The organism is Kitasatospora sp. NPDC054795 (assembly GCF_053611565.1).
Window position 1 is genome coordinate 32,278 of record NZ_JBSHAP010000059.1, and the last position, 22,375, is coordinate 54,652.

The 22,375-nt window shown below is 74.8% G+C and carries 27 protein-coding genes; 22 read left to right on the forward strand and 5 right to left on the reverse strand.

All coding sequences use genetic code 11. The annotated features are described in order from the left end of the window. Window positions 1-32 precede the first annotated feature (32 nt). From ACWGJO_RS21790 to ACWGJO_RS21850, 13 genes are all read left to right on the forward strand, one after another. Window positions 33-1,268, forward strand: coding sequence for a beta-ketoacyl-[acyl-carrier-protein] synthase family protein (locus ACWGJO_RS21790; RefSeq protein ID WP_452186006.1), 1,236 nt, complete (start codon window positions 33-35; stop codon window positions 1,266-1,268). A gap of 44 nt (window positions 1,269-1,312) precedes the next feature. Further along, window positions 1,313-2,131: a MaoC/PaaZ C-terminal domain-containing protein gene (locus ACWGJO_RS21795; protein ID WP_452186008.1), complete on the forward strand. Its 819-nt coding sequence runs from the start codon at window positions 1,313-1,315 to the stop codon at window positions 2,129-2,131. Window positions 2,132-2,136: 5 nt separating this feature from the next. Then, window positions 2,137-3,714, forward strand: coding sequence for an AMP-binding protein (locus ACWGJO_RS21800; RefSeq protein WP_452186010.1), 1,578 nt, complete (start codon window positions 2,137-2,139; stop codon window positions 3,712-3,714). An 86-nt stretch (window positions 3,715-3,800) separates the two neighbouring features. Beyond that, on the forward strand, window positions 3,801-4,082 hold the full coding sequence (locus tag ACWGJO_RS21805; protein WP_452186012.1) for an acyl carrier protein: 282 nt from the start codon (window positions 3,801-3,803) through the stop codon (window positions 4,080-4,082). Between the two features lie 5 nt (window positions 4,083-4,087). Then, window positions 4,088-5,209 (forward strand): hypothetical protein, encoded by a 1,122-nt coding sequence (locus tag ACWGJO_RS21810; RefSeq protein ID WP_452186014.1) that lies wholly within the window; start codon window positions 4,088-4,090, stop codon window positions 5,207-5,209. After that, the gene (gene trpA / locus ACWGJO_RS21815; protein ID WP_452186016.1) at window positions 5,202-6,086 is read left to right on the forward strand and encodes a tryptophan synthase subunit alpha; all 885 of its coding nucleotides are present in this window, start codon (window positions 5,202-5,204) and stop codon (window positions 6,084-6,086) included. Before ACWGJO_RS21810 ends, trpA begins: the two co-directional genes overlap by 8 nt. Beyond that, complete coding sequence (locus tag ACWGJO_RS21820) at window positions 6,080-6,454, forward strand: ectoine synthase (protein WP_359911895.1); 375 nt, start codon at window positions 6,080-6,082, stop codon at window positions 6,452-6,454. The genes trpA and ACWGJO_RS21820 overlap by 7 nt, the downstream gene beginning before the upstream one ends. Before the next feature lie 226 nt (window positions 6,455-6,680). After that, window positions 6,681-7,826, forward strand: a complete 1,146-nt coding sequence (locus ACWGJO_RS21825) for an acyl-CoA dehydrogenase family protein (RefSeq protein WP_452186018.1) — start codon at window positions 6,681-6,683, stop codon at window positions 7,824-7,826. Next, window positions 7,823-8,542 (forward strand): phosphoribosylanthranilate isomerase, encoded by a 720-nt coding sequence (locus tag ACWGJO_RS21830; RefSeq protein WP_452186020.1) that lies wholly within the window; start codon window positions 7,823-7,825, stop codon window positions 8,540-8,542. Before ACWGJO_RS21825 ends, ACWGJO_RS21830 begins: the two co-directional genes overlap by 4 nt. Further along, entirely contained in the window at window positions 8,539-9,240 is a 702-nt protein-coding gene (locus ACWGJO_RS21835; protein WP_380546407.1) for an indole-3-glycerol-phosphate synthase, read from the forward strand. The genes ACWGJO_RS21830 and ACWGJO_RS21835 overlap by 4 nt, the downstream gene beginning before the upstream one ends. Then, window positions 9,237-10,178 (forward strand): alpha/beta hydrolase, encoded by a 942-nt coding sequence (locus ACWGJO_RS21840; RefSeq protein WP_452186022.1) that lies wholly within the window; start codon window positions 9,237-9,239, stop codon window positions 10,176-10,178. The genes ACWGJO_RS21835 and ACWGJO_RS21840 overlap by 4 nt, the downstream gene beginning before the upstream one ends. Window positions 10,179-10,383: 205 nt before the next feature. Beyond that, window positions 10,384-11,178: an MBL fold metallo-hydrolase gene (locus ACWGJO_RS21845; RefSeq protein ID WP_452186024.1), complete on the forward strand. Its 795-nt coding sequence runs from the start codon at window positions 10,384-10,386 to the stop codon at window positions 11,176-11,178. A 266-nt stretch (window positions 11,179-11,444) separates the two neighbouring features. Next, window positions 11,445-12,074 (forward strand): AraC family transcriptional regulator, encoded by a 630-nt coding sequence (locus tag ACWGJO_RS21850; protein ID WP_452186026.1) that lies wholly within the window; start codon window positions 11,445-11,447, stop codon window positions 12,072-12,074. Between the two features lie 13 nt (window positions 12,075-12,087). Here the strand turns inward: ACWGJO_RS21850 and ACWGJO_RS21855 are convergent, their stop codons facing one another. After that, complete coding sequence (locus ACWGJO_RS21855; protein ID WP_452186028.1) at window positions 12,088-12,756, reverse strand: hypothetical protein; 669 nt, start codon at window positions 12,754-12,756, stop codon at window positions 12,088-12,090. Window positions 12,757-12,899: 143 nt separating this feature from the next. Between ACWGJO_RS21855 and ACWGJO_RS21860 the strand changes: the two genes are divergently transcribed. Next, on the forward strand, window positions 12,900-14,372 hold the full coding sequence (locus ACWGJO_RS21860; RefSeq protein WP_452186030.1) for a hypothetical protein: 1,473 nt from the start codon (window positions 12,900-12,902) through the stop codon (window positions 14,370-14,372). A gap of 217 nt (window positions 14,373-14,589) precedes the next feature. Here ACWGJO_RS21860 and ACWGJO_RS21865 read toward each other — a convergent pair whose 3' ends face one another. Together ACWGJO_RS21865 and ACWGJO_RS21870 are read right to left on the reverse strand one after the other, a co-directional pair. Next, window positions 14,590-14,796: a DUF397 domain-containing protein gene (locus ACWGJO_RS21865; RefSeq protein ID WP_452186032.1), complete on the reverse strand. Its 207-nt coding sequence runs from the start codon at window positions 14,794-14,796 to the stop codon at window positions 14,590-14,592. Beyond that, window positions 14,786-15,622, reverse strand: coding sequence for a helix-turn-helix domain-containing protein (locus ACWGJO_RS21870; RefSeq protein ID WP_452186034.1), 837 nt, complete (start codon window positions 15,620-15,622; stop codon window positions 14,786-14,788). Before ACWGJO_RS21870 ends, ACWGJO_RS21865 begins: the two co-directional genes overlap by 11 nt. A 115-nt stretch (window positions 15,623-15,737) precedes the next feature. Between ACWGJO_RS21870 and ACWGJO_RS21875 the strand changes: the two genes are divergently transcribed. From ACWGJO_RS21875 to ACWGJO_RS21905, 7 genes are all read left to right on the forward strand, one after another. Further along, window positions 15,738-15,935 (forward strand): hypothetical protein, encoded by a 198-nt coding sequence (locus tag ACWGJO_RS21875; RefSeq protein ID WP_452186036.1) that lies wholly within the window; start codon window positions 15,738-15,740, stop codon window positions 15,933-15,935. A 5-nt stretch (window positions 15,936-15,940) separates the two neighbouring features. Then, window positions 15,941-16,186, forward strand: a complete 246-nt coding sequence (locus ACWGJO_RS21880) for a hypothetical protein (RefSeq protein WP_452186038.1) — start codon at window positions 15,941-15,943, stop codon at window positions 16,184-16,186. A gap of 13 nt (window positions 16,187-16,199) precedes the next feature. Next, a complete protein-coding gene (locus tag ACWGJO_RS21885) occupies window positions 16,200-16,667 on the forward strand; it encodes an NUDIX domain-containing protein (protein WP_452186040.1) in 468 nt (155 codons plus the stop codon). 285 nt (window positions 16,668-16,952) lie between these two features. Then, window positions 16,953-17,474 (forward strand): MarR family winged helix-turn-helix transcriptional regulator, encoded by a 522-nt coding sequence (locus ACWGJO_RS21890; RefSeq protein WP_452186042.1) that lies wholly within the window; start codon window positions 16,953-16,955, stop codon window positions 17,472-17,474. After that, window positions 17,471-18,313, forward strand: coding sequence for an ATP-binding cassette domain-containing protein (locus ACWGJO_RS21895; RefSeq protein ID WP_452186044.1), 843 nt, complete (start codon window positions 17,471-17,473; stop codon window positions 18,311-18,313). The genes ACWGJO_RS21890 and ACWGJO_RS21895 overlap by 4 nt, the downstream gene beginning before the upstream one ends. Then, entirely contained in the window at window positions 18,273-19,154 is an 882-nt protein-coding gene (locus ACWGJO_RS21900) for an ABC transporter permease (RefSeq protein ID WP_452186046.1), read from the forward strand. Before ACWGJO_RS21895 ends, ACWGJO_RS21900 begins: the two co-directional genes overlap by 41 nt. Before the next feature lie 145 nt (window positions 19,155-19,299). Continuing rightward, on the forward strand, window positions 19,300-19,611 hold the full coding sequence (locus ACWGJO_RS21905; protein ID WP_452186048.1) for a hypothetical protein: 312 nt from the start codon (window positions 19,300-19,302) through the stop codon (window positions 19,609-19,611). A 62-nt stretch (window positions 19,612-19,673) separates the two neighbouring features. Here ACWGJO_RS21905 and ACWGJO_RS21910 read toward each other — a convergent pair whose 3' ends face one another. Then, window positions 19,674-20,402 carry an SDR family oxidoreductase gene (locus tag ACWGJO_RS21910; RefSeq protein WP_452186050.1) on the reverse strand — a complete coding sequence of 243 codons (729 nt, stop codon included), beginning with the start codon at window positions 20,400-20,402 and terminating at the stop codon, window positions 19,674-19,676. Window positions 20,403-20,632: 230 nt separating this feature from the next. Here ACWGJO_RS21910 and ACWGJO_RS21915 point away from each other — a divergent pair, with 230 nt between their 5' ends. Beyond that, a complete protein-coding gene (locus ACWGJO_RS21915; protein ID WP_452186053.1) occupies window positions 20,633-21,175 on the forward strand; it encodes a HEAT repeat domain-containing protein in 543 nt (180 codons plus the stop codon). 114 nt (window positions 21,176-21,289) lie between these two features. On the opposite strand, the gene ACWGJO_RS21920 is transcribed toward ACWGJO_RS21915, so the two are convergent. Beyond that, on the reverse strand, window positions 21,290-22,234 hold the full coding sequence (locus ACWGJO_RS21920) for a hypothetical protein (RefSeq protein ID WP_452186055.1): 945 nt from the start codon (window positions 22,232-22,234) through the stop codon (window positions 21,290-21,292). Between the last annotated feature and the right edge of the window lie 141 nt (window positions 22,235-22,375).

Below are 22,375 nucleotides of genomic sequence, written 5' to 3' on the forward strand. Positions count from 1 at the left end.
CCGCCCGCGTGCAGCGCGAAGGAGACGAAGCCATGGCCCCCCACCACCGGCCCCCGATCGCCGTCACCGGCCTCGGCGTGGTCAGCCCCGCCGGCCACAGCGTCGAGGACCTGTGGCGCACCGTCGCCTCCGGACGCTCCACCGCCACCGCCCTGACCGACCCCGCCCTGGCCCGCCACCGGGTACGCCTGGGCTGCCGCGTCACCGACCCGCCCGACACCGCGCAACTGCCCGCCAAGGACGCCCGCCGCCTGGACCCCTTCGCCCGCTACGGCACCCTCGCCGCACTCGCCGCCCACGCCGACGCCGGCCACCCCGAGCCCGAACCCGGGCGCAGCGCCGTCGTGGTCGGCACCGCCGTGGGCGGACGCACCACCAGCGACCGCGAGTCCGCGCTGTACACCCAGCACGGCCCGCTGCGCGTCTCCCCGCTGATGCCGCTGGTCACCATGCCCAACGCCGCCGCCGCCCAGATCGCCATGCGCCTGCACTGGAGCGGCCCGGCACTGACCATCGCCACCACCTGCGCCTCCAGCGCGGACGCGATCGGCCACGCGGCACTGCTGCTGGAGAGCGGACGCGCGGACGTGGTGATCGCCGGCGGCTGCGAGGCCACCTTGACCCCCGTCACCCTGGCCGCGTTCGGCAACCTCGGCGCGCACTCCCTGCGCAACGACGAACCCGCCCGCGCCTCACGGCCCTTCGACGCCGACCGCGACGGCTTCGTGATGGGCGAGGGCGCCGGCTTCCTCGTCCTGGAACGCCTGGACGACGCCCGCGCCCGCCGCCGCACCCCCTACGCGCTGCTCGCCGGGTACGGGGCAAGCGCGGACGCCTACCACCTGTCCAACCCGCGCCCCGACGGCGCCGGCGCCGTCGCCGCGATGCGCGCCGCCCTCGCCGACGCGGGCCTGGCCCCCGGCGACATCGCCCACGTCAACGCCCACGGCACCTCCACCGTGCACAACGACCGGGCCGAGGCCGCCGCCCTGCGCGCCGTGTTCGGCCCCCACGGCGTGCCGGTCACCTCCACCAAGGGCGCCATCGGCCACCTGATCGGCGCCGCCGGCGCCGTCGAGCTGATCACCGCCATCGAGGCCATGAACGAGCGCACCGTCCCTCCCACCGCCAACCACGAGAAGACCGAAGAGGGCCTGGACCTCGACGTCGTGCACACCGCGCCGCGCCCGATCCGCGCCGGCGCGGCCCTGTCCAACTCGTTCGGCTTCGGCGGCCACAACACGACCCTGGTGGTGACCCCGCTATGACCCCGCCCACGACCGCACCCGCCCCCGCCGCACCCCCTGTGGCGGTGGGACCCCTCTCGCGCACCCGCCTGCACATCCGCGCGCAGGACCTGACGGCCTACCGCGCCGCCGCCCGCGCCCACCTGGGCGCCCCGCGGCGCGACGGGGCCAGCCCCGCACACCCCTTCGTCGCCGCCCACGCCCTCGCCCGGCACACCGTCACCGCCCTGACCGCCGGCGACCCGGGCTTCACCGGCGTGGTCCACCTCGCCCAGGAGATCCGCACCCACGCCCCCCTCGCCCCGGGCGACCTCGACATCACCGTCGAGGTCACCGCGGTGCGCCGCGAGGCCCGCGGCACCCGCCTGGCCCTGACCACCCGCCTCACCGACGCCGCCACCGGCGCCCCCGTCGCCGACCTCGCCACCGCCGCCCTCCTGCTGGGCGCCACCCGCACCGAACCCCACGGCACCCTGCCCGCCGCCGCCCACCCCGGCACCGCCCCCGACGGCACCGCCCACGTCTCCACCCACGTCCTGAGCGCCGCCGACACCACCGCCTACGCCCACGCCTCCGGCGACCTCAACCCCATCCACCTCGACGAGGACGCCGCCAGGGCGGCCGGCTTCCCCACCGCCATCGCCCACGGCATGCACCTCGTCGCCCTGGCCGCCGAACGGATCACCGACCTGCACGCCGACGGCGACCCCGCCCGCGTCACCGCCCTCGGCGCCCGCTTCGCCGCCCCCACCGTGCCCGGCACCGAACTGCGCCTGACCCTGCAGCCCCACGACCGGGGCACGGTCGTGCGCTTCACCGTCGCCACCGACACCGGCACCGCCGTCAAGGCCGGCTGGGCGCGCATCGCACCGGCGGGGGAGTGAACCCCGTGACCACGAACCCCACCGCCACGAACCCCGCCACCGGCACGCCCGCGACGGCCGCGACCGCCACGAACCCCGCCACCGCCACCGGCACGAACGCGACGGCCGCGCCGCCGGCGCCGCTGGCGCTGCCCGACGCGTTCACCGCCCACGCCCGCACCCGCCCCACCGCCCCGGCCCTGCTGTGGCACGAGGACACCGTCACCTACGGCGAGCTCGCCGAGGCCGCCGAGGCCGAACGCGCCCGCCTGAGGGCCCTGCGGCTGGCACCGGGGGAGCCGGTGGGCCTGTACGCCGTCAAGTCGCCCGGCGCGATCGCCCTGGTGCTGGCCTGCCTGATGGAACGCCGGCCCTTCCTGCTGCCCTCCCCGCAGCTCGCCCCCGCCCTGCTGGCCGCCCTCTTCGCCCAGGCCGGCGCCCGGCGCCTGCTCGCCCCCCTCGGCCAGGACACCCCCGCCCTGCCCGCCCTGCCCCACCCCGCACCGGTGCCCACCCTCGCGGCCGGCACCTCCTTCATGCTCACCACCTCCGGCTCCACCGACCTGCCCAAGATCGTCCCCCTCGCCGGGTCGGCCGTGGACCGCTTCACCGCCTGGGCCCACGACACCTTCGACCTCGGGCCCGGACGCGTCGTCGTCAACTACGCGCCCCTCAACTTCGACCTCGCCCTGCTCGACGTGTGGGCCACCCTCGCCGCCGGCGGCACCTGCCTGCTCATCGACCCCGCCCACGCCCTCAACGCCCGCCACCTGCTCACCCTGCTGACCCGCCACCGCCCCCACGTGCTGCAGGCCGTCCCCCTGGCCTACGCCCTGCTCGCCCAGGCCGCCGGCCCCACCGCCGCCGTACTGGACAGCGTCGAGCACGCCGCGTTCACCGGCGACGCCATCGACGCCCGCACCCTCGCCGCGCTGCCCGCCCTGCTGCCGAACGCCCACCTCTACAACATCTACGGCTGCACCGAGACCAACGACAGCTTCCTGCACCGCCTGGACCGCCTGGACGCCGCGGCCGCCCTGCCCGTGCCCATCGGCGAGCCCCTGCCCGGCGTGCGCACCCTCATCACCACCGACGACGGCACCCCCCTCACCGGCCCCGGCAGCGGCGAACTCCACGTCTCCACCCCCTTCCAGGCCGCCGGCTACCTCGACCGCTCCCGCGACACCGGGCGCTTCACCACCCGCCCCGAGGGCGCCGGCGAGGGACGGCGCTGGTTCCGCACCGGCGACCTCGTCACCCGCGACGACAGCGGCCGCATCCACCTCACCGGCCGCGCCGACTTCCAGGTCAAGGTCCGCGGCGTCGCCATCAACACCGCCGAGATCGAACGCGTCCTGCTCGCCCACCCCGACGTGCGGGAGGCCGCCGTCGCCGCCGCGAGCGACCCGCTCACCGGCAAACGCCTGCACGCCGCCGTCCGGCGCACCCCCGGCTCCACCCTCAACAGCCTCGTCCTGCGCGAGCACCTGGCCCGCAACCTGCCGCGCGCCGCCGTCCCCGAGAAGCTCGCCATCCACGACACCCCCCTGCCGAGGACCGCCACCGGCAAGGTCGACCGCAAAGCCGTCCTGCCCGCCCCCTGAAACCCCGCACCCCGCGCCCCGCACCCCGCGCCGCACCTCGCACCACCGAACACCAACCACCCATCCACGCAAGGGAGTTGCCCGCCATGAGCAACATCGACCGGATCAAGCGGTTCCTCATCGAGGAGTTCCTGCCCGACATCACCCCCGACCAGCTCGCCGACGACCACGACCTGCTCTCCGACGGCGTCATCGACAGCCTCGGCGTCCTCAAGCTCATCGCCTGGGTCGAGGACCACTTCACCCTGCCCGTCGACGACACCGACCTCGACCCCAACAACTTCCGCTCGGTCGCCGCCATCGACGCCTTCATCACCGAACGCCGCACCGCCGCCACCGCCGCCGCCACGGCCACCGTGGGCGGCTGACACCCGTGCACCCGGCCCTCACCGCGCTCCTCGCCGCCCGCCCCGTCGACGCCGAGGCCTGGCACTCGTGGTGGGACCAGCTCGAACACCGCACCCTGGGCCCGGCCGACACCGACCGGGCCCAGGCGGCGGCCCTGCTGGCCGGCCTCACCACCCGCCTGCCCGACCCCGACACCCTCGCCGCCCTGGTCACCACGCTCACCGAACGCACCCCCCACCCCGGCCCCGCCCACCCCCACAGCGTCAACATCGTCGGCACCGGCGGCGGACCGGCCACCTTCAACCTCTCCACCGCCGCCGCCCTCACCGCCGCCGCCATCGGCATCCCCGTCGTCAAGACCGGCTCCCGCGCCTACACCAGCGCCGCCGGCTCCGTCGACCTCCTGGAACGCCTGGGCATCACCCTCACCTCCGGCCACGCCGCCACCGCCGACCACCTCGCCCGCCACAACATCGCCTTCGCCGGCCCCCACGTCTACCCGCCGCCCCTGACCCGCCTGGCCCGCACCCTCTACCCCCTCACCCTCAAACCCTTCGGCGCCTTCCTCAACACCCTCGGCCCCCTGCTCGCCACCGTCCCCGTCACCGCCCAGCTCACCGGCGTCTCCACCCCCGCCGCCCTCGACGCCCTGCGCCCCCTGGCCGCCCGCCTGCCCGCCCGCACCGTGTGGCTGGCCCACAACCGCACCGGCGCCGACGAACTCCTGCCCTTCGCCGACAACACCCTGCACACCCCCACCGGCACCGTCCACCTGCCCGCCGGCTGCGTCGCCCCCGACACCGGCACCCTCGCCGACCTCGCCCCCCACCCCGGCGACCTCACCGGCCACTTCCTGCGCGCCCTCGCCGGACAGGCCGGCACCACCGCCACCCGCACCATCGCCCTCAACGCCGCCGCCCTCGCCCTGGCCTCCGGCCGCCACACCCACTGGAACACCGCCTACGACGCCGCCCTGGACGCCCTCGCCGACGGCACCCCCCGCGCCCTGGCCGAACACCTCGCCACCGCACCCGCCCGCCCCGCCCGCCCCGCCCGCCCGGCGCCACCCGCGGCACCGGCGCCACCGGCCGCCGAGACCGCCGCCCCGGACCCGGCGGCCCGCCGACCGGAGGCCACCCGTGCCTGAACCCCTCTTCCCCCGGGACCGCCCCGGCCTCGCCCTGTTCCTCAACGCCGGCGACCCCGCCGACCGCCTCACCGACCTCGCCCTCATGCTCGACGAGCAGCGCGTCGACGTCCTCGAACTCGCCGTCCCCTTCCCCGACTCGCCCACCGACGGCCCCGTCATCCGCCGCTCCGCCGCCCGCGCCCTGCAAACCGGCACCACCTGGGACACCGTCCTCGCCGACCTCACCGACCTCACCCCCCGGCTGCGCCACCTCAAGGTCGTCCTGCTCGCCGACTGGAGCCACAGCCTGCGCCACCGCGACCCCGCCGCCACCGCGCGCGCCGCCACCGCCGCCGGAGCCCGCGCCCTGCTCGTCCACGCCCTGCCCCCACGCCTGCGCCCCGCCTGGCAGCAGGCCCTGCGCGACGAAGGCCTCCCGCAGGTCACCACCTGCTACCCCGCCTCCGCCCCCGACGTCCTCGCCGCCGCCGCCCGCGACGCCACCGGCGCCTACGTCTACCTCGTCGCCCACTACGGCCGCTCCGGCACCACCCCCACCACCGGCCACCGCGCCCTGGCCACCACCGTCGCCACCCTGCGCACCGCCGCCCCCGCGACCCCCGTCGCCATCGGCTTCGGCGTCAGGACCGCCGCCGACCTGGACGCCGTCACCGCCGCCGGCGCCGACGCCGCCATCGTCGGCTCCGCCGCCGTCGCCCGCCTGGAACACGCAGCCGCCCACGGCCTGGACGCCGTCACCGAACTGCGCGCCTTCCTCACCGACCTCCGCCCCGCCCGCCCCCCTCACCCGGACGCAAGAGGCGGACCCCGCACCACCGCGCACACCCCCACCACCCCCGGCACCACCACCCGAGAGGAACAACCCGCATGCTGATCCGCGACCTGGCCGACGTGAAGACCGTCGAGTGGGGCAACGGCCTGTCCCGCCGCTTCCTCGTCGAGAGCGACAACCTCGGCTACAGCCTCACCGACACCATCGTCAACGCCGGCACCAAGTCCCGCCTGGAGTACCGCAACCACCTGGAGGCCTGCTACTGCATCGCCGGCTCCGGCGAGGTCATCGACATGGACGGCAACTCCCACCCCATCACCCCCGGACGCCTCTACGCCCTCGACGAGCACGACGCCCACTACCTGGTCGCCGGCCCCCACGAGGACCTGCGCCTGGTCTGCGTCTTCTCCCCGGCCCTGCGCGGCGACGAGGTCCACCAGCTCGACGCCCACTCCTCCTCCGCCTACTAGGCCCTGTCCGGCCGATCTTGCCGGGCGTGCGAGATCGACCGGACAGGACCCAGAAACCAAGGCACCCCCGCCAGGCACCCCGCGCCCCACCGGGGCCCGCAGCCCCCACCCACCGCCCGGGGGCCCGGGCCCCCGCACGGGCCCTGGAACCGACGTCAGCCGGCGCCACCGGGCGCCGGCCTGCCACCCCGGGCCCCGACGGCCCGGGAGGAAGGCGGCACCCCCGATGATCCGCTGGAACGCCGACCAGACGGCCCTGCGCGAGGGCCTGGCCCGCTTCGGCGACGACCTCAGCGCCGGCCACATCGAAGGCGACGAACAGGCCGCCTTCTCCCACGACAAGTGGCGCCTGATCCAGAAGACCGGCATCCTCTCCCTGCCCTTCGACGAACGCCACGGCGGCCTGGGCCAGTCCCTGCTCACCACCATGTACGTCCTCGAAGGCCTCGGCCACACCTGCCGCGACGGCGGCCTCAACTTCTCCGTCACCACCTCCATGGCCTCCACCGGCGTCCCCCTCCAGGCCTTCGGCTCACCCGCCCTCAAGGACGCCTACCTGCCCCGCATCGCCTCCGGCGACGCCATCGGCGCCCACGCCATCACCGAGTCCGAATCCGGCTCCGACGCCATGCAGATGCGCACCCGCGCCGTACGCGACGGCGACCACTTCGTCCTCAACGGCTCCAAGACCTTCGTCTCCAACGGCCCCGTCGCCGACGTCGTCGTCGTCTACGCCCGCACCCACCCCCAGGGCGGAGCCCTCGGCGTCACCGCCTTCCTCGTCGACGCCGACACCCCCGGCCTCACCACCGGAAACCCCGTCAAGAAGATGGGCCTGCGCACCTCCCCCCTCTCCGAGCTCTACCTCGACGACGTCCGCGTCGGCGCCGACCGCGTCCTGGGCCGCGTCGGCGGCGGCTTCCTCGTCCTCGACCACGTCATGAAACGCGAGATTCTCTACACCTTCATCGTCAACACCGGCGAGATGCAGCACCGCCTCGCCCGCTGCCTCGACTACGCCAAGACCCGCATGTCCTTCGGCAAACCCATCGGCTCCTACCAGTCCGTCGCCAACAAGATCGTCGACACCAAGATCCGCCTGGAAACCGCCCGCAAGTGGCTGTACGACACCGCCCAGCGACTGGAAGCCGGCGACAACGTCACCGTCGACATGGCCATCGCCAAACTCCTCACCAGCGAATCCAACCTCGCCACCTCCCTGGCCGCCGTCCAGGTCTTCGGCGGCAACGGCTACATGTCCGAATACGGACTGGAGAAGGACGTGCGCAACGCCGTCGCCGGCACCATCTACTCCGGCAGCAACGAGATCCAGTACAACCGCATCGCCGCCATGCTCGGACTCGGCAAATGACCGCCCCCGCCGCCCCGCTCGCCCCCACCCGCAGCGGCCACCTCAAAGTCTGCGGCGCCCGCACCCGCGCCGACCTCACCCTCCTCGCCGACACCGGCCCCACCCTGGTCGGCCTGTGGCACGGCATCCCCGGCGGCCCCGCCGACCTCGAGGCCGACCGCCTCGCCGACCTCGCCGCCACCGCCATCCGCCTGGGCCTGGAACCCGTCCTCGTCACCTTCCTCGACCACGCCCCCACCCTCGCCGCCCTCGCCCGCGCCACCGGCATCCGCTGGATCCAGCTCCACGCCTACCAGAGCCCCGCCCTCGTCGCCGAACTGCGCGAACACCTGCCCTACGCCGTCCTCGTCAAAGTCCTCCACCTCTCCCGAGGACGCTGCCTCGAACGCGCCTTCACCGGCGCCTTCGCCCGCGCCGGCTGCGACCTCTTCCTCCTCGACACCGTCACCGACGACGGCCGCGTCGGCTCCACCGGCCAACCCCTGGACCCCGCCCACGTCCACGCCCTGCTGCCCCGCCTCACCATCCCCTTCCTCCTCGCCGGCGGCCTCAGCACCACCAACCGCGACACCTACCGCACCATCACCGACCACCCCCTCTACGCCGGCGCCGACATCGACTCCGCCGCCCGCGACCGCACCGGCCGCTTCACCCACGAGAACGTCACCGCCCTCACCCGCGCCTGGCACCCGCGCCTCCAGGAGACGACCGCATGAGCCCGAGCTTCATCGACGCGCTGCTCACCGCCGCCCGCCCCCTGGTCATGGAAGTCAAACTCCGCGACCCCCACGGCACCGACCTCCTGGGCCCGCGCACCGTCACCGACCTCGTCACCCGCTACGAACAGGCCGGCGCCCCCTGCCTGTCCGTCGTCACCGGCCGCTGGTTCGGCGGCACCCCCCGCCTGCTGCGCGAGGTCACCGCCGCCACCGAACTGCCCGTCCTGCAGAAGGACTTCCTCACCCGCCCCGCCCAACTCGAAGCCGCCCGCGCACTCGGCGCCTCCGCCGTCCTGCTCACCGCCGCCCTGCTGCCCGCCACCTCCCTCGCCCGCCTGGTCACCAGCGCCCTCGACCTCGGCCTGACCCCCTTCGTCGAGATCACCGACGAACGCGAACTCGACACCCTGCCCCGCATCGCCGACTGCGTCGTCGCCGTCAACAACAAGGACATCCGCACCCGCGAACGCGACCGCGGCGACCTCGGCCGCAGCCTGCGCCTGCTGCCCGCCCTGCGCGCGGCCGGCTGCCGCGCCCCCGTCTCCGCCTCCGCCATCACCGACCCCGCCGACGCCGCCCGCCTCCTGGACGCCGGCTACGCCGCACTGCTCATCGGCACCTCCCTCATGCGCAACCCCGACCTCACCGGCTGGCTCGCCGACCTCGACAACGCCCGCACCGGAGTCGCCGCGTGAGGAACGACCTGCGCACCCGCTCCCTGGTCCTGGACGCCGCCGGCATCCCGCTGTCCGCCCTGGTCGCCGAACCCGAGAACCGCGCCCCCAAAGCCGTCGTCCTCGCCGTCCACGGCCGCGGCATGCGCGCCGCCTACTTCGCCGGCCCCGCCCACCCCGACACCAGCCTGCTCACCCTCGCCGCCGACCTCGGCTACACCGTCCTCGCCGTCGACCGCCCCGGCCACGGCGCCTCCGCCCACCGCCTGCCGGCCGGCCAGCTCATCGCCGACCAGGCCGCCACCCTCCACGCCGCCCTCACCGACTACGCCCGCGCCCACGACACCGGCGCCGGCGTCCAACTCCTCGCCCACTCCTTCGGCGGCAAGATCGCCCTCCAACTCGCCGCCCACTGGCCCGACCACCCCCGCCTGCCCCTGCTCGGCTGCGACATCTCCGGCCTCGCCCAGCACTACGCCCCCGGCGCCTGGGAGCGCCCCGACGACCTCGCCGGCGGCGGCCGCCTCAACTGGGGCCCCCTCAACCTCTACCCGCCCGGCACCTTCCACGCCGCCCGCACCCTGCTCACCCCCGTCCCCGCCCTCGAATCCCGCGAACTGGCCACCTGGCCCGCCCGCTACAGCGCCCTCGCCGCCCGCGTACGCGTCCCCGTGCGCCTGACCCTCGCCGAACACGAACACTGGTGGCGCCTGGACGAGGCCTCCCGCGCCGCCCTGACCGCCGCCTTCCCCACCGGCCTGGCCCACCTGGTCACCGCCCACCGCGCCGGACACAACCTCTCCCTGGGCCACGCCGCCCGCCCCTACCACCTGCGCGCCCTCGCCTTCACCGACGACTGCCTCACCCGGCCCGCCACCACCGCCGCCGCCGCCGCGCCCGCCGCACCGGCCCCCGGCGCGGCCGCCGCCGCGCCGGCCCCCGCCCTCGCCACCGTCTGACGAGGGACCACCGACCACCTGGCGCAGGGTGGCAGGAAGGCCCCGCCGTCCCCCCCCCCCGGGCAAGGGGACGGCGGGGCCCGCCCCCCCCGGCGCGCCGAGCGCGGGAATCCCGTGCCGCCCGGGAAGGTTGCCGTCGACAGCCCACGAACGGACCCCGGTCCGCTGCGGGCACACCGACAGCCGGCCACAGGAGGGCACGCACATGAGGATCGGCGACATCGACGTCCAGGCGATCACCGACGGAACCGGCAGCGAACGCGCCGCCGACATCCTCACCCGCCCCGGCACCGACGACCCCTGGGCCTGCCACCGCCACCACCTCGAACCCGACGGCACCCTCACCCTGCCCCTGGGCGGCTTCCTCGTACGCAGCGGGCAGCGCACCGTCCTCGTCGACGCCGGAGTCGGCCCCCACGACGACGGCAAGTACCGCGGCGGCGCACTCCTCGACTCGCTCGCCGCCCACGGCGCCACCCCCGCCGACATCACCGACGTCCTCTTCACCCACCTCCACTTCGACCACGTCGGCTGGGCCTCCGTCGACGGCCGGCCCGTCTTCCCCAACGCCACCTACCGCGCCCACCGCGCCGACTGGCAGCACTTCGTCACCGGCGACTGCGCACCCCCCGAGGCCGTCGCCAAACTCGCCCCCGTCGAGGACCGACTCGAACTCTTCGACACCGACACCATCCTCGCCCCCGGCATCGACGCCCTCCACACCCCCGGCCACACCCCCGGCACCACCGTCTACGTGCTCTCCTCCGGCGACCGGCGCGCCCTGCTGCTCGGCGACGTCGTCCACTCCGTCGTCCAACTCGCCGAACGCGACTGGCAGGTCGTCTGGGACATCGACCCCGCCGCCGCCTCCGCCGCGCGCAACCGCATCGCGGACCGGGCCGCCGACACCGACGACCTCCTCGTCGCCGCCCACTTCCCCGGCATGCGCTTCGGCCGCATCCTCGCCACCGACGGCCACCGCCGCTTCGTCGCCGTCTGAACCCCACCCGCCGCAGGGCACCCACCGGCCCGCTGCGGTCCGCCGCCCGCCCCATCCCTTTGGCCCGGACACCGGCGCATGCGCCCGGCCCGCCGGGGAAGCCGAGTGGGCGGCCCGCACCGGCGCCGCTCCCGGCCGGGCCCCCGGGGAGCCCCGAACAGGGTCCCGGGGCGCCGCCCGCACCCGCGACAGGACCCGCGGATGCGGGCGGCGCACGGCACACTGGGCGCAGCCGGACATCCGATGCCGCATGAGGGAGTGGTGTGATGGTGCAGGTAGCCGTGGTCACCTTCGACGGGTTCAACGAGCTCGACAGTTTCATCGCCTCCGCACTGATCAACCGCTGCCGCAAGGACGGCCTGGAGGCCTTCATCACGACGCCCACGCCTCGGGTGACCTCGATGAACGGTGTCGAGGTCGCCGGGCAGCGCCCGATCGGGTTCGTCACCGAGGCCGACGTCGTGCTGATCGGCAGCGGGGTGAGCACCCGTGACGTGGTCGCCGACGCGCCGCTGCTCGCCCGGCTGCCGCTCGACCCCGCGCGGCAACTGATCGGCTCCCAGTGCTCCGGCGCGCTGGTGCTGGCCCACCTCGGCCTGCTGGGCGCCATGCCGGCCTGTACGGACCTGACGAGCCGCCCGTTCGTCGAGGCCCGCGGCGTCACCGTCCTGGACGCGCCCTTCCACGCGGAGGGCAACATCGCCACCGCGGGCGGCTGCCTGGCCTCCCAGTACCTCGCCACCTGGGTGATCACCCGCACCCTCGGCGAGGACGCCGCCCGCGCCGTCCTCGACTACGTGGCCCCGGTGGGCGAGCACCGGGAGACCGCGGAACGCGCCCTGCGTGCCGTCGGCGCCGGGGGTGCCGCCCGCGCCGGCTCCGCGGCCCGGGCCTGACCGGGGCGGGTGCTCACAGCGGCGGGAGGCCCTCGGGGATCCCCGCGGGCGGCGGCCCGAGCTTCAGCCTGCGCCGGCACGAGGAGATCCGTTCGGCCGCCCAGGCGTGGAGGGCGCCGGTGTCCTCGGCCAGGTCGCGCAGCTCCAGGGCGCTGCGGTGGGCGTCGACCATCCAGGGAATGTCCGTGCCGGACAGCTGCTGGACGGCCCGGGTCAGCCGGTCGCGGGCCGTGGCGGCGTCACCGGCGAGCCCGGCGGCGATGCCGGCGTGGTAGTTGTCCCACGGGTTGCCGCGCCGCGCGGGGTGGGCCGTCAGGTGCCGGGCGGTGCTCGGCAGGTCCGCGAACCGGGCGCGGTACTCGACGATCCGGTCGGCGGCCCGGTGCGCGAGTCCCGCCGCGAGGGGCGTGAACCGCTCCTCGTCCTCGAACGCCTCGTGGCCGGCCTCCCGGCCGCCGACGTGGAACTCCAGGCGGTCGCAGTCCTGCCACAGCCACATCACCGCGGTGTTGAGGTAGGAGCCCTGGCTCCAGCTCGACGGCTGGAACTCCACCACCCCCAGCCACCAGCCCCGGTCGTCGATCCACGTCCGGGAGCGTCCGCGCTGTCGCAGCCCCAGGGGGCGCAGGACGTCACGGGCCGCCTGCGTGACCAGACGGGAAGCGGGGGAGGGGGCTGCCACGGCGGACATTCTGCCCGATGCCACCGACACCGCCCGCCGCGGCCGCCGGCGCCGCCGCCGCACCCGGGGGTCGAGCGGGCCGGGCCGGTGTGCGGGCCGGGCCCGGCGTCCGCGCATCGCAGAGCGCCTGACACCCTGGCCGCATGGACGCCGACGACCTGAATCCGGTCCACCTCGACCACGTGTTGGACGGGCTGGAGGTGAACCCCGCCCTGCCCGCCGCGATGGTCCGGCGGCTGTTCGCCCGGCGGCACGGGTTCGGGAAGGTGGCGGGCCGTCCGGACCTCACCGAGGACATGATCGACGAGATCGTCGCGACCGACGACCACTGGCTCCTGCACAGCCTGGCCCTCAACGACCGGCTGCCGCACCGCTTCCGGCTGTGCCTGGCCGCCCATCCGGACGAGGGGGTACGGGCCGCGCTCGCCAGCCGTGCCGCGACCGCGCCGCGGCAGATGCTGCAGCAGCTCGTCGACGATCCCGACCCGAAGGTCCGCGAGTACCTGGCCCAGAAGGACGGCACCCCGCCCGATCTGCGGGCCCGCCTCGCCGCCGACCCTGCCCCGGCGGTCCGCGTCGCGCTGGGGAAGCACTGGACGCAGGCACCGGAGGCGGTGCGCCGGATCCTGCTCACCGATCCCGAGCCGCAGGTCCGCGCCGCGGCCTGCTCCACCTACTTCGCGCGGCTGCCGCATCCGGTACCGCCCGCGGACCTGCTGCCGGCGCTGCTGGCGGACCCGGTGACCCGGGCCGGCGCGGTGATCCACGCCGTCCTCGACGCGGACACCGCCCGGCGCCTCGCCGAGGACCCGGACAGCAGCGTGCGCGCCGAACTCGCCCGGCACCCCGACCTGCCGCCGTCGCTGCGCGAGGCCCTGGCCGCCGATCCGGCCCTGAGCGTGCGGGTGAAGGTCTTCGTCCGGCCGGACACGCCGGAGCACGAGCGGGCACGGATCCACACCTCGGTCCACGAGTTGTCGCACTCGACGGCCGAGCCGGACCCCGACGCCGACGACGAGGCGGTCCTGCGGTGGTACGAGGACGTCGCCGCGTCCACAGAACTGCGGATGCTGCACCTGCCGTGGGTGACGGACGATCCGCTGCCGCACCTCGACTCGCCCTACGTCTGCTTCCGGCTCTCGGCGGCCCGCAGCAAGGACCTTCCCGCCGACGCGGTGGCCCGACTGCTCGCCGACGAGGCGGAGACGGTCCGCCTCACCATGGCGCACACCGCCCCGCACCTGGTCGACCCGGCGACCGCCGAGGACATCGAGCGCCGCTACCGAGGACGCGACAAGTTCACGTTCTGGTGGGACAGGGTGCAGGTCCTGCAGCTCCCCCCGCAGACCCTGCGCCGCTTCGCCACCGACCCCGGGCCCCGGCTGCGCTCCCTGGCGCCCCGCGATCCGGACCTGCCCCCGGAACTCGCCGAGCAGCTGGCCGGCGACTCCGAGGAGCGTGTGCGCCGGGCGGTCGCCTCCCACCGCAACCTCCCGCTCCTGTCCCTGCTGCGGCTCCTCGCCGACCCCTCCGAACACGTCGCGCAGGCCGCCGCCGCCTCGCCGTTCCTTCCCGCGGAGCGCATGGACCAGTTGCTGACCCGGGCGGGCCTGTAGCCGTCGCCGGCCCGCCCGGCACCGAACCCGCCGCCGGGCCCTTGGGGCCTCAGGGCCTCAGGTCCTCGGGGTTCCGGTCACCGCTGGGGTGCTGATGTTCACGGCGGCACCTCCCGGCCGGGCGATGGCACGGGATGTCGGCGGGGCCGACTTCCCGTGCCGGGGGTTGGGTTCGGCGCCGCAGTCCCGGGCCGGGGCCGCGGCGCCTGGGGTGCGATCAGGGGGTGTCGAACTCGCCGGTGCGGACGGCGGTGACGAAGGACTGCCAGGCGGGGGAGGGGAAGAGGAGCGCCGGGCCGCCGGGGTCCTTGGAGTCGCGGACCGGGACGATGCCGGTGAAGCCGTCGGCCACCTCGACACACTGGCCGCCGCCGCCGCTGTAGGAGCTCTTGCGCCAGCGAGTGCCGGATAGGTCAAGATGCACTTTCAAAATCCTTCCGTACCGCGCGGATCAGCTCAAGCGACGCAGCCAGCGGCAGCGCCTCAACCTGGAGCCGATCGTACTCCCTGGCCCAGCCCGCAAGGGTTTCCGCGTTGCGCTCCAGAAAGCCACGCTGGTGAGTCTCCGAATAGCCGAGAAGTGAACGGTTCGGCATCGTGAGGAGCGTCACCGGGTGCGCGAACGGCCGGTTCTCTCCAAGGCTGATCGGGGTGACCTGAATGGTCAGGTTCGGCTCGCTGGCCAGGCGCTCCAGGTGGGCCAACTGTCCGGCCATCACGGTGTGTCCGCCGATGGGGCGCCGTAGGCACCACTCGTCGAGCACGGCATGGATGTGAGGTGGGGAGGGCCGGTTGACCTTTTCCTGGCGGGCGAGGAGAAAGCGTAGGCGTTCGTCGGCTTGTTGTTGGCTTACGGCGCCACGCCGGACGAAGGCCTGCTCGTAGGCGGCTGCGTACTGCGGGGTCTGAAGGAGCCCGGTGACGACACCGATCTCGAAGAGACGCAGCGCGGTGGCTTCGGCCTCCCGCTCGGCGTACTCGGGGAAACCCTCTATCAAGATGCTGTGTTCGAGTTGGTCGAGCATCAGAGCGAGCGTTCCGCCCGTGGTGAGAGCCTTGTCCGCGATCTCCACAAAGCGGCGGCTCGGCCGTCGAGCACCGCGTTCGATGCTGGAGATGTAGGAGCCGGAGTAGGAGATGAGTTCTCCGAACTCGTCCTGTGTCATCCCGGCCGCATCGCGGAAGCGGCGGAGCTGAATCCCGAGGGGAGCATAAGGAGATGACGTGGGGTCAAGATCCTTGCGGTTCATGAGGCTTCCCAACTGAACCAAACTGAACTGGCGACTTCAGATGCTTCCGCAGGAAGGGGTCCTTCCGCAACCCTTTCCCTACAGAACGTGAAACTCCGATCGCAGAGGGTTCCCCATGCCCCACGACCAAGCCCCCCGACTCCTTGGCTACGGCGTCCGGTTCGACACCAGGGCCGACCGCTACCGGGTCCGCAACGAGATGACCGGCGAGTGGCTGCGCCAGTCCACCGGTGAACTCGCCTTCTTCACCTTCTTCGGGGACGCCTACAGCGCCTGGCGCGTCTTCGAGGCCCACAAGCGGCCGGGGGAGTGAGCCCCTTGTCCTCCACCCTCCCCCGCGCCACCGCCGAGCAGCGCCGGCAGGCCGCCGACGTCCTCGACGACCTCACCACCGTCCTCGCCCTCGGCGGCGTGCGGCCCCCCACCCTCGAAGTCGACTGGAACACCGGCCGCATGACGTGCAGTTACCTCCTCCGTCTCACCGCCCGCCCCCTCGACCTGCTGCGCATGGTCGACCTGCTCCGCAAGGGCCTGCGCTACGAGCGCCTCACCTTCGACGACTGAAAGCGACACCCCCGTGCACGACCCCCGCCTGCTCGCCGAGCCCCCCGTCTGCCGGCTCGGCTGCCTCGTCCTGGTCCGCAACCGGCGCGGCGACGTCCTGCTCGTCGACCCCGACTACATGGACGGCATGATTCTGCCGGGCGGCGCCGCCCGCCCCAACGAATCCCCGCACCTGGCCGCCGCCCGGCACCTCCACGCCGAGACCGGCCTCCACCTGCGCCTGGGCGACGTCCTCGCCGTCGACTTCACCCCCGCCGACCGCTTCCTGGAACGCCTCAACCTCGTCTTCGACGGCGGCACCGTCCCCGACGCCACCCGCCTCGCCGTCCCGCCCCGGCACGGGAGCGGCCTGCTCGGCGCCCGCTTCGTCCCCGCCCGCGACCTGCCCGACATCATGGCCCCCTCCCAGGCCGCCCGCGTCAACGAGGCCCTCGCCAACCGCACCCTGCCCCTGCTCGTCCACGGCCAGCGCGCCGCCTGAAACCCGCCCGAACCGCCTGCGGCCGGTGCACCGGCGGGTGCACCGGCCCCGGCACCCGGGTCACCGTGGTCCGCGACCCGCGGCGGGACGGGCCGCAACCGGCAACCGACGGGCCGAGGACGGCGAACCGGCCTACGGGGGTCGCCTTCGACGCACCGCAGGACGACGGCGCCGGCGACGGCCCCCACCGCAAGGCCCGCAGCCGGGCCCGCCACCCGCGCGGCGGGCCGGAAACGGACGCGCACGACTCGGCGGATAGCTCTCACTGAGAGCTAAAATGAGGGTATGACCGCGACAGAGCCGCAGACGCTCGACGTCGCGCCGGCGGACGAGTTCTCCACCCTCCTCGCCGGCATCCAGCGCCTGGTCCGCCGCCGCCTGCGGCACACGATGGACGAACCCCGCCTGCGCGGCGCCCAGGTCGAACTGCTGCGCCTGGTGACGGAAACCCCCGGACTGCGCGTCTCCGAAGCCGCCGAGGAGCTGTGCCTGGCCGGCAACTCGGTGTCCACCCTCGTCAACCAGCTCGTCGCCCTCGGCCTGCTGCGCCGCGAGAGCGACCCCGCCGACCGCCGGGCCGCCCTCCTGCACGCCACCCCCGAGGCCGTCGAACGGATCGAGGCCTGGCGCCGGCGCCGCCGCGCGCTGATGGAGGACGTCGTCGCCGGCCTGCCCGCCGACCGGCGCGAGGCCCTGGCCGCCGCCCTGCCCGCCCTGCGCCAGGTCGCCGAAGGCCTGCGCACCCTGCCCGCTACGCCCGCATCACCCGCAGCACCCGGAGGAGCCTGCGGGGAGGAGGAGCCATGAGCACCGAGGACGCGGTGGTGTGCCAGGGCCTGGAGTACGTCTTCCGCCACGGCCACGGCAAGACCACCCGGGCCGTCGACCGGATCGACCTGACCGTGCGCACCGGCGAGGTGTTCGGCCTGCTCGGCCCCAACGGCGCCGGCAAGACCACCACCATCCGCGCGATCACCACCCTGCTGCCCGTCGGCACCGGCATGGTCCGCGTCTTCGGCCACGACGCCACCCGCCACCCCATGCAGGTGCGCCGCCTGCTCGGCTACGTCCCCCAGCAGCTGTCCGCCGACGCCGGGCTGACCGGACGCGAGAACGTCGCCCTGTTCGCCCGCGTCTTCGACGTACCCCGCGCCGAACGCGCCCGCCGCGTCGCCCAGGCACTGGCCGCCGTCGACCTCACCGAGGCCGCCGAGCGGATGGCCGCCACCTACTCCGGCGGCATGGTGCGCCGCCTCGAACTCGCCCAGGCCCTGGTCAGCGCCCCGCGCCTGCTCGTCCTGGACGAACCCACCATCGGCCTGGACCCGATCGCCCGCACCGGCGTGTGGGAACGCGTGGACGCCGTACGCGCCGCCACCGGCATGACCGTCCTGGTCACCACCCACTACATGGACGAGGCCGACCGCCACTGCGACCGCATCGCCCTCATGGACCGCGGCCGCATCCGCGCGCTCGGCACCCCCGCCGAACTCAAGGAGCAGGTCCACCGGGCCGACCCGGCCCGGCCGGACCCCACCCTCGACGACGTCTTCCGCCACTTCGCCGGCCGGCAACTGGCCGACGCCACCGAAGGAGACTTCAGCGATGTCCGCCGAACCCGCCGCACCGCAGGCCGCGTCGGCTGAACCCGCCACCGCCACCGGTACCACCGACGCCGGCCCCGACCTGTCCCTGCTGCTGGTGCCCCCACGCGCCCGCACCGGCTGGCGCCTGGTACCCGCCCGCATCGGCGCGATGTGCGCCGTCGAACTGCAGAAGCTGCGCCACGACCGCACCGAGCTGTACACCCGGGCGGTCCAGCCGGCGCTGTGGCTGCTGATCTTCGGCCAGACCTTCACCCGCCTCAAGGCGATCCCCACCGGCGGCATCCCGTACCTGGACTTCCTCGCGCCCGGCATCATCGCCCAGTCCGCGATGTTCATCGCGATCTTCTACGGCATCATGATCATCTGGGAGCGGGACTCCGGAGTCCTCACCAAACTGCTGGTCACCCCGACCCCGCGCGCCGCCCTGGTCACCGGCAAGGCCTTCGCCGCCGGAGTGAAGGCCGTCCTGCAGGCCGCGGTGGTGGTGCTGATCGCCGCCGCCCTCGGCGTCGCCATGACCTGGAACCCGCTGCGGCTGCTCGGCGTCGTCGCCGCCGTCCTGCTCGGCTCGGCGTTCTTCTCCTGCCTGTCGATGGCCATCGCCGGGATCGTGCTCACCCGCGACCGCCTGATGGGCATCGGCCAGGCCATCACCATGCCGCTGTTCTTCGCCTCCAACGCCCTCTACCCGATCGCCCTGATGCCCGGCTGGCTCCAGGCCGTCAGCAAGGCCAACCCGCTCAGCTACCAGGTCGACGCGCTGCGCGGCCTGCTCATCGGCACCCCCTCCCACCTGCCCCTGGACTTCGCCGTCCTCGCCTTCGCCACCCTCCTGGGCATCGCCGCCTCCTCCGCCCTCCTCGGGCGCCTCGCTCGCTAGGAGGCCGCAGGGCCGGGCCACGGCACCGGGAAACCCGGCGACAAGCGCGCGCCGCACCGGGAGACTTCCTCCCGACGGACGGACGGACGGACGGACGGACCGGCGGACCGGCGGACGGACCGGGGACCGGGAGGGAGGCACCACCGTGGCACTGGCCGGGAAGGGCGCGCGCCGCATCGTCGTCGACGGCGTGACGTACCGCTGGCGCGTCCGCAGACAGCACTGGTGCTGCGACTACGAAGGCACCACCCTGGGCTACGCGGTCCAGGACGCCGCGCGCCCGGGCACGACGCTCGTCGTGGACACCGGCCGGCCCACCGCCAGGACCCCGCAGGCGGTGCCGCGGCAGGTGGTCATGCCCCGGGAGGTCGCCGCGGGCATCCGCTGCGCGCGCTCGAAGGGCTGGACGCCCACCGCCCACGGGTCGCCGTTCACGCTGCGCCTGTCCGCCGCCTGACCGGCCGCGACCGGATTCCGGGGCGTGCGCCTGACGGGTTGCCCGGCGGGGGTGCGGGCGGGTCAGGAGAGCCAGTCGGCGTAGCGGGTGGGGGCGAGGTGGGCGCCCCGGTCGGTGAGGACGTCCCCCGGGACGGCGGCGAACATGCCGGCGGTGGGGTCGGTGACGACGGTGCGGGGGTCGCCCTTGGCGGCCAGGGTGATGCGGCCCAGCTCGTCCAGGGGGAAGACCTCGGGGCCGGCGATGTTGCGGATGCCGTTCAGCGGGGCGCCCGCCGCGACCGCGGCCACCTCGGCGGCCACGTCCTTGGAGGCGATCGGCTGGATCGGCGTGGCGGGCAGCCGGACGGTGTCGCCGTCGGCGGTCCAGGACAGGACGGCGTCGACGAAGTCCATGAACTGCGTCGCCCGCACGATCGAGTAGGGGATCGGCCCGGCCGCGAGGATCTCCTCCTGGAGGGCCTTGGCCCGGTAGTAGTCCAGCTCCGGCACCCGGTCCGTGCCGACGATGGAGAGGATGACGACGTGGCCGACGCCGCCCTTGCGGGCCGCGGCCAGGAGGTTGTCCATCGAGGTCCGGAAGAAGGCGGGGGAGGCCTCGTCGAAGGTCGGGGAGTTCGTCAGGTTGACGACGACGTCGGCCCCCGCCACCGCCTCCTCCAGCCCCCGCCCGCTGATGACGTCGACCCCGGTGGACTGCGCGTGCGCCACCGCCTCGTGCCCGGCGGCGTTCAGGTTCCTGACGACCTGTGAGCCGATCAGCCCGGTGCCGCCGATGACTGCGAACTTCATGACATGCCCTTTCGTCGGAACTATGTCCGCAATATGGCATACGACCCCCCGTGCGGGCGTGGCACGCACCCGACCCGAACGCCCCGGGGCCGCCCCGGTGCAGGCAGGGGGAACCCGTTCGGAGAAGACGGCCGCGCGGCGGCGAACGGCGGGCAGTGGTCGTGAACGGCCGTGGCGGCGGCGGGGAAATCCCGTTGCCGGGCCCCGCCGTGCGGCCGGACACTGGACGCATGCTCGGATTCGTCAGGACCGACAACGAAGCCCTCGTCTCCTGCCTGGGCGACCCCCAGCGCACCGTGGCCGCCTACCGGGAACTGCTGCGGCGCCGGGAGAGCGCGCTCGGCGCCGTCCGCACCGGCCTGGCCCACGAGAACGCGGCCGTCCGGGAGGGCTGCTGCCGACTGCTGGACCACCTCGTCGACACCGACTCCATGGACCAGCTCATCGCCATGGCCGACGACCCCGACGCCGGGGTCAGGATCGCCGCCTTCCACGCCCTGGCCTGCGACCGGTGCAAGGGCGACACCTGCGCACCCGGCGCGGACCGGGTCCTGGAACCCGCGCTGCGCCACCTGGCCGACGACCCCGACCCGCAGGTGCGGTCCAGGGCCGCCGAACTCGTCGGCCGCTTCGCCCGTGCCGAGGAGCGGGCCGTGGCGGCCCTGCGGGCCTGCCACGAGCGGGACCCGAGCCCGGCGGTCCGCAAGAAGGCCGGCTGGTACATCCCCGGCGGGGCGATCTACGAACGCGCCGCCGCCCGCACGGCCCACTGAACGGACCGGCCGCCGCGGGGCCGGCGGCCGGGCACGGGCAGGTGGCCGTTCACCGCGAGGCGTGCGCGCGCGAACGCCGGGAGGCCGTTCACGGGGTCCGTTCCCGGTGCGGGGTCAGGAGCCGGTGTGGCGCAGCGGGTGGCCGTCGGGGCCGGTGGTGAGCCAGGAGCCGTCGCCGAGCGGGTGGATGTCGTCCGGGTCCTCGGTGCGGGGGTCGAACGGGCCGTGGACGCGGCCGGTGCGGGCGTCGAGGCGGTAGTGGCGGAACCAGTCCTCCTCGTCCTCGTCCTGGCCGACGAGGGTGGCGACGATGGTGTCGGCGCTCAGGTGGCCGCCGCTCCATTCCAGGTAGACCGTGTCCGGGTCGTGCCCGAAGTCGGCGGCGGTGCGGGTGAACAGCACGTCGCCGCCGGGGAAGGCGTGGACGGCGAGGTCGTTCTGCGCGTGGTCGACGGTCAGGAACCGGTGGCCGTCGGGTGACAGGTCGATGAGGCAGCGGTCGTCCCAGGGGTAGCGGGCGAGTTCGATCCGGCCGCCGGTCAGCGACGCGCGGTGGATCACGGTGCCGTCCTGCCCCTCGCCGACGTTGAGGAGCATCTGGCCGCTCGCCGGGTGCGCCAGCTGCACGGCGCCGTGCCCGACGGTCTCCAGGTCGGCCCGGGCCAGGACCGTGCCGGTCGCGGCGTCCAGGGCGACCCACTGGTCCGGGCGGCCGCGGCCGGCCATGGCGTCGGGCCGGTAGACCCACAGCACCCGCCCGTCCGGGGACAGTTCGCAGTCCGGTCGGTGGCCGAAGACCTCCTCCGCCTGCGGTTCGAACCGCGAGCGCCACAGCTGGGTGCCGTCCGCCGCCACGCCCACGGCCGCGTCCAGGGTGGTGCAGTAGGCGCGGTCGAGGCTCGCGGCGACGGCGTGGGCCACGACCTCGTCCCCGGGCAGGGGCCGGAAGGACGCCGCCGGGGCCAGCGCGCCCACGGCGCCGGCGTGGGGGGTGTAGGCGTGGACGAGCCCGTCGACGAGCCGCGTGACGGGCCGTACGGCACGGGGGGAGGAGACCATCCCCGGAGGCTACCCAACCCCTCCGTCGCCGCCCCGCGCGGGGGAGGCGACGAAATCGCCGGGCACCGCCCCCGCCCGTACCCCGGCCACCTCCGTGCGGGCGGCAGGGGGGCGCGCGCGGAGCCGGGCGCCGGCCGGCTC

Excerpts from the sequence above, each read along its gene's own strand:
- ACWGJO_RS21875 (WP_452186036.1), top strand. The coding sequence starts at position 15,738 with ATGCCCCACGACCAAGCCCCCCGACTCCTTGGCTACGGCGTCCGGTTC.
- ACWGJO_RS21895 (WP_452186044.1), top strand. The coding sequence starts at position 17,471 with ATGAGCACCGAGGACGCGGTGGTGTGCCAGGGCCTGGAGTACGTCTTC.
- ACWGJO_RS21860 (WP_452186030.1), top strand. The coding sequence starts at position 12,900 with ATGGACGCCGACGACCTGAATCCGGTCCACCTCGACCACGTGTTGGAC.
- ACWGJO_RS21890 (WP_452186042.1), top strand. The coding sequence starts at position 16,953 with ATGACCGCGACAGAGCCGCAGACGCTCGACGTCGCGCCGGCGGACGAG.
- ACWGJO_RS21900 (WP_452186046.1), top strand. The coding sequence starts at position 18,273 with ATGTCCGCCGAACCCGCCGCACCGCAGGCCGCGTCGGCTGAACCCGCC.
- ACWGJO_RS21910 (WP_452186050.1), bottom strand. The coding sequence starts at position 20,402 with ATGAAGTTCGCAGTCATCGGCGGCACCGGGCTGATCGGCTCACAGGTC.
- ACWGJO_RS21850 (WP_452186026.1), top strand. The coding sequence starts at position 11,445 with ATGGTGCAGGTAGCCGTGGTCACCTTCGACGGGTTCAACGAGCTCGAC.
- ACWGJO_RS21805 (WP_452186012.1), top strand. The coding sequence starts at position 3,801 with ATGAGCAACATCGACCGGATCAAGCGGTTCCTCATCGAGGAGTTCCTG.
- ACWGJO_RS21845 (WP_452186024.1), top strand. The coding sequence starts at position 10,384 with ATGAGGATCGGCGACATCGACGTCCAGGCGATCACCGACGGAACCGGC.
- ACWGJO_RS21820 (WP_359911895.1), top strand. The coding sequence starts at position 6,080 with ATGCTGATCCGCGACCTGGCCGACGTGAAGACCGTCGAGTGGGGCAAC.
- ACWGJO_RS21790 (WP_452186006.1), top strand. The coding sequence starts at position 33 with ATGGCCCCCCACCACCGGCCCCCGATCGCCGTCACCGGCCTCGGCGTG.
- ACWGJO_RS21870 (WP_452186034.1), bottom strand. The coding sequence starts at position 15,622 with ATGAACCGCAAGGATCTTGACCCCACGTCATCTCCTTATGCTCCCCTC.
- ACWGJO_RS21920 (WP_452186055.1), bottom strand. The coding sequence starts at position 22,234 with ATGGTCTCCTCCCCCCGTGCCGTACGGCCCGTCACGCGGCTCGTCGAC.
- ACWGJO_RS21830 (WP_452186020.1), top strand. The coding sequence starts at position 7,823 with ATGACCGCCCCCGCCGCCCCGCTCGCCCCCACCCGCAGCGGCCACCTC.
- ACWGJO_RS21835 (WP_380546407.1), top strand. The coding sequence starts at position 8,539 with ATGAGCCCGAGCTTCATCGACGCGCTGCTCACCGCCGCCCGCCCCCTG.
- ACWGJO_RS21915 (WP_452186053.1), top strand. The coding sequence starts at position 20,633 with ATGCTCGGATTCGTCAGGACCGACAACGAAGCCCTCGTCTCCTGCCTG.
- ACWGJO_RS21825 (WP_452186018.1), top strand. The coding sequence starts at position 6,681 with ATGATCCGCTGGAACGCCGACCAGACGGCCCTGCGCGAGGGCCTGGCC.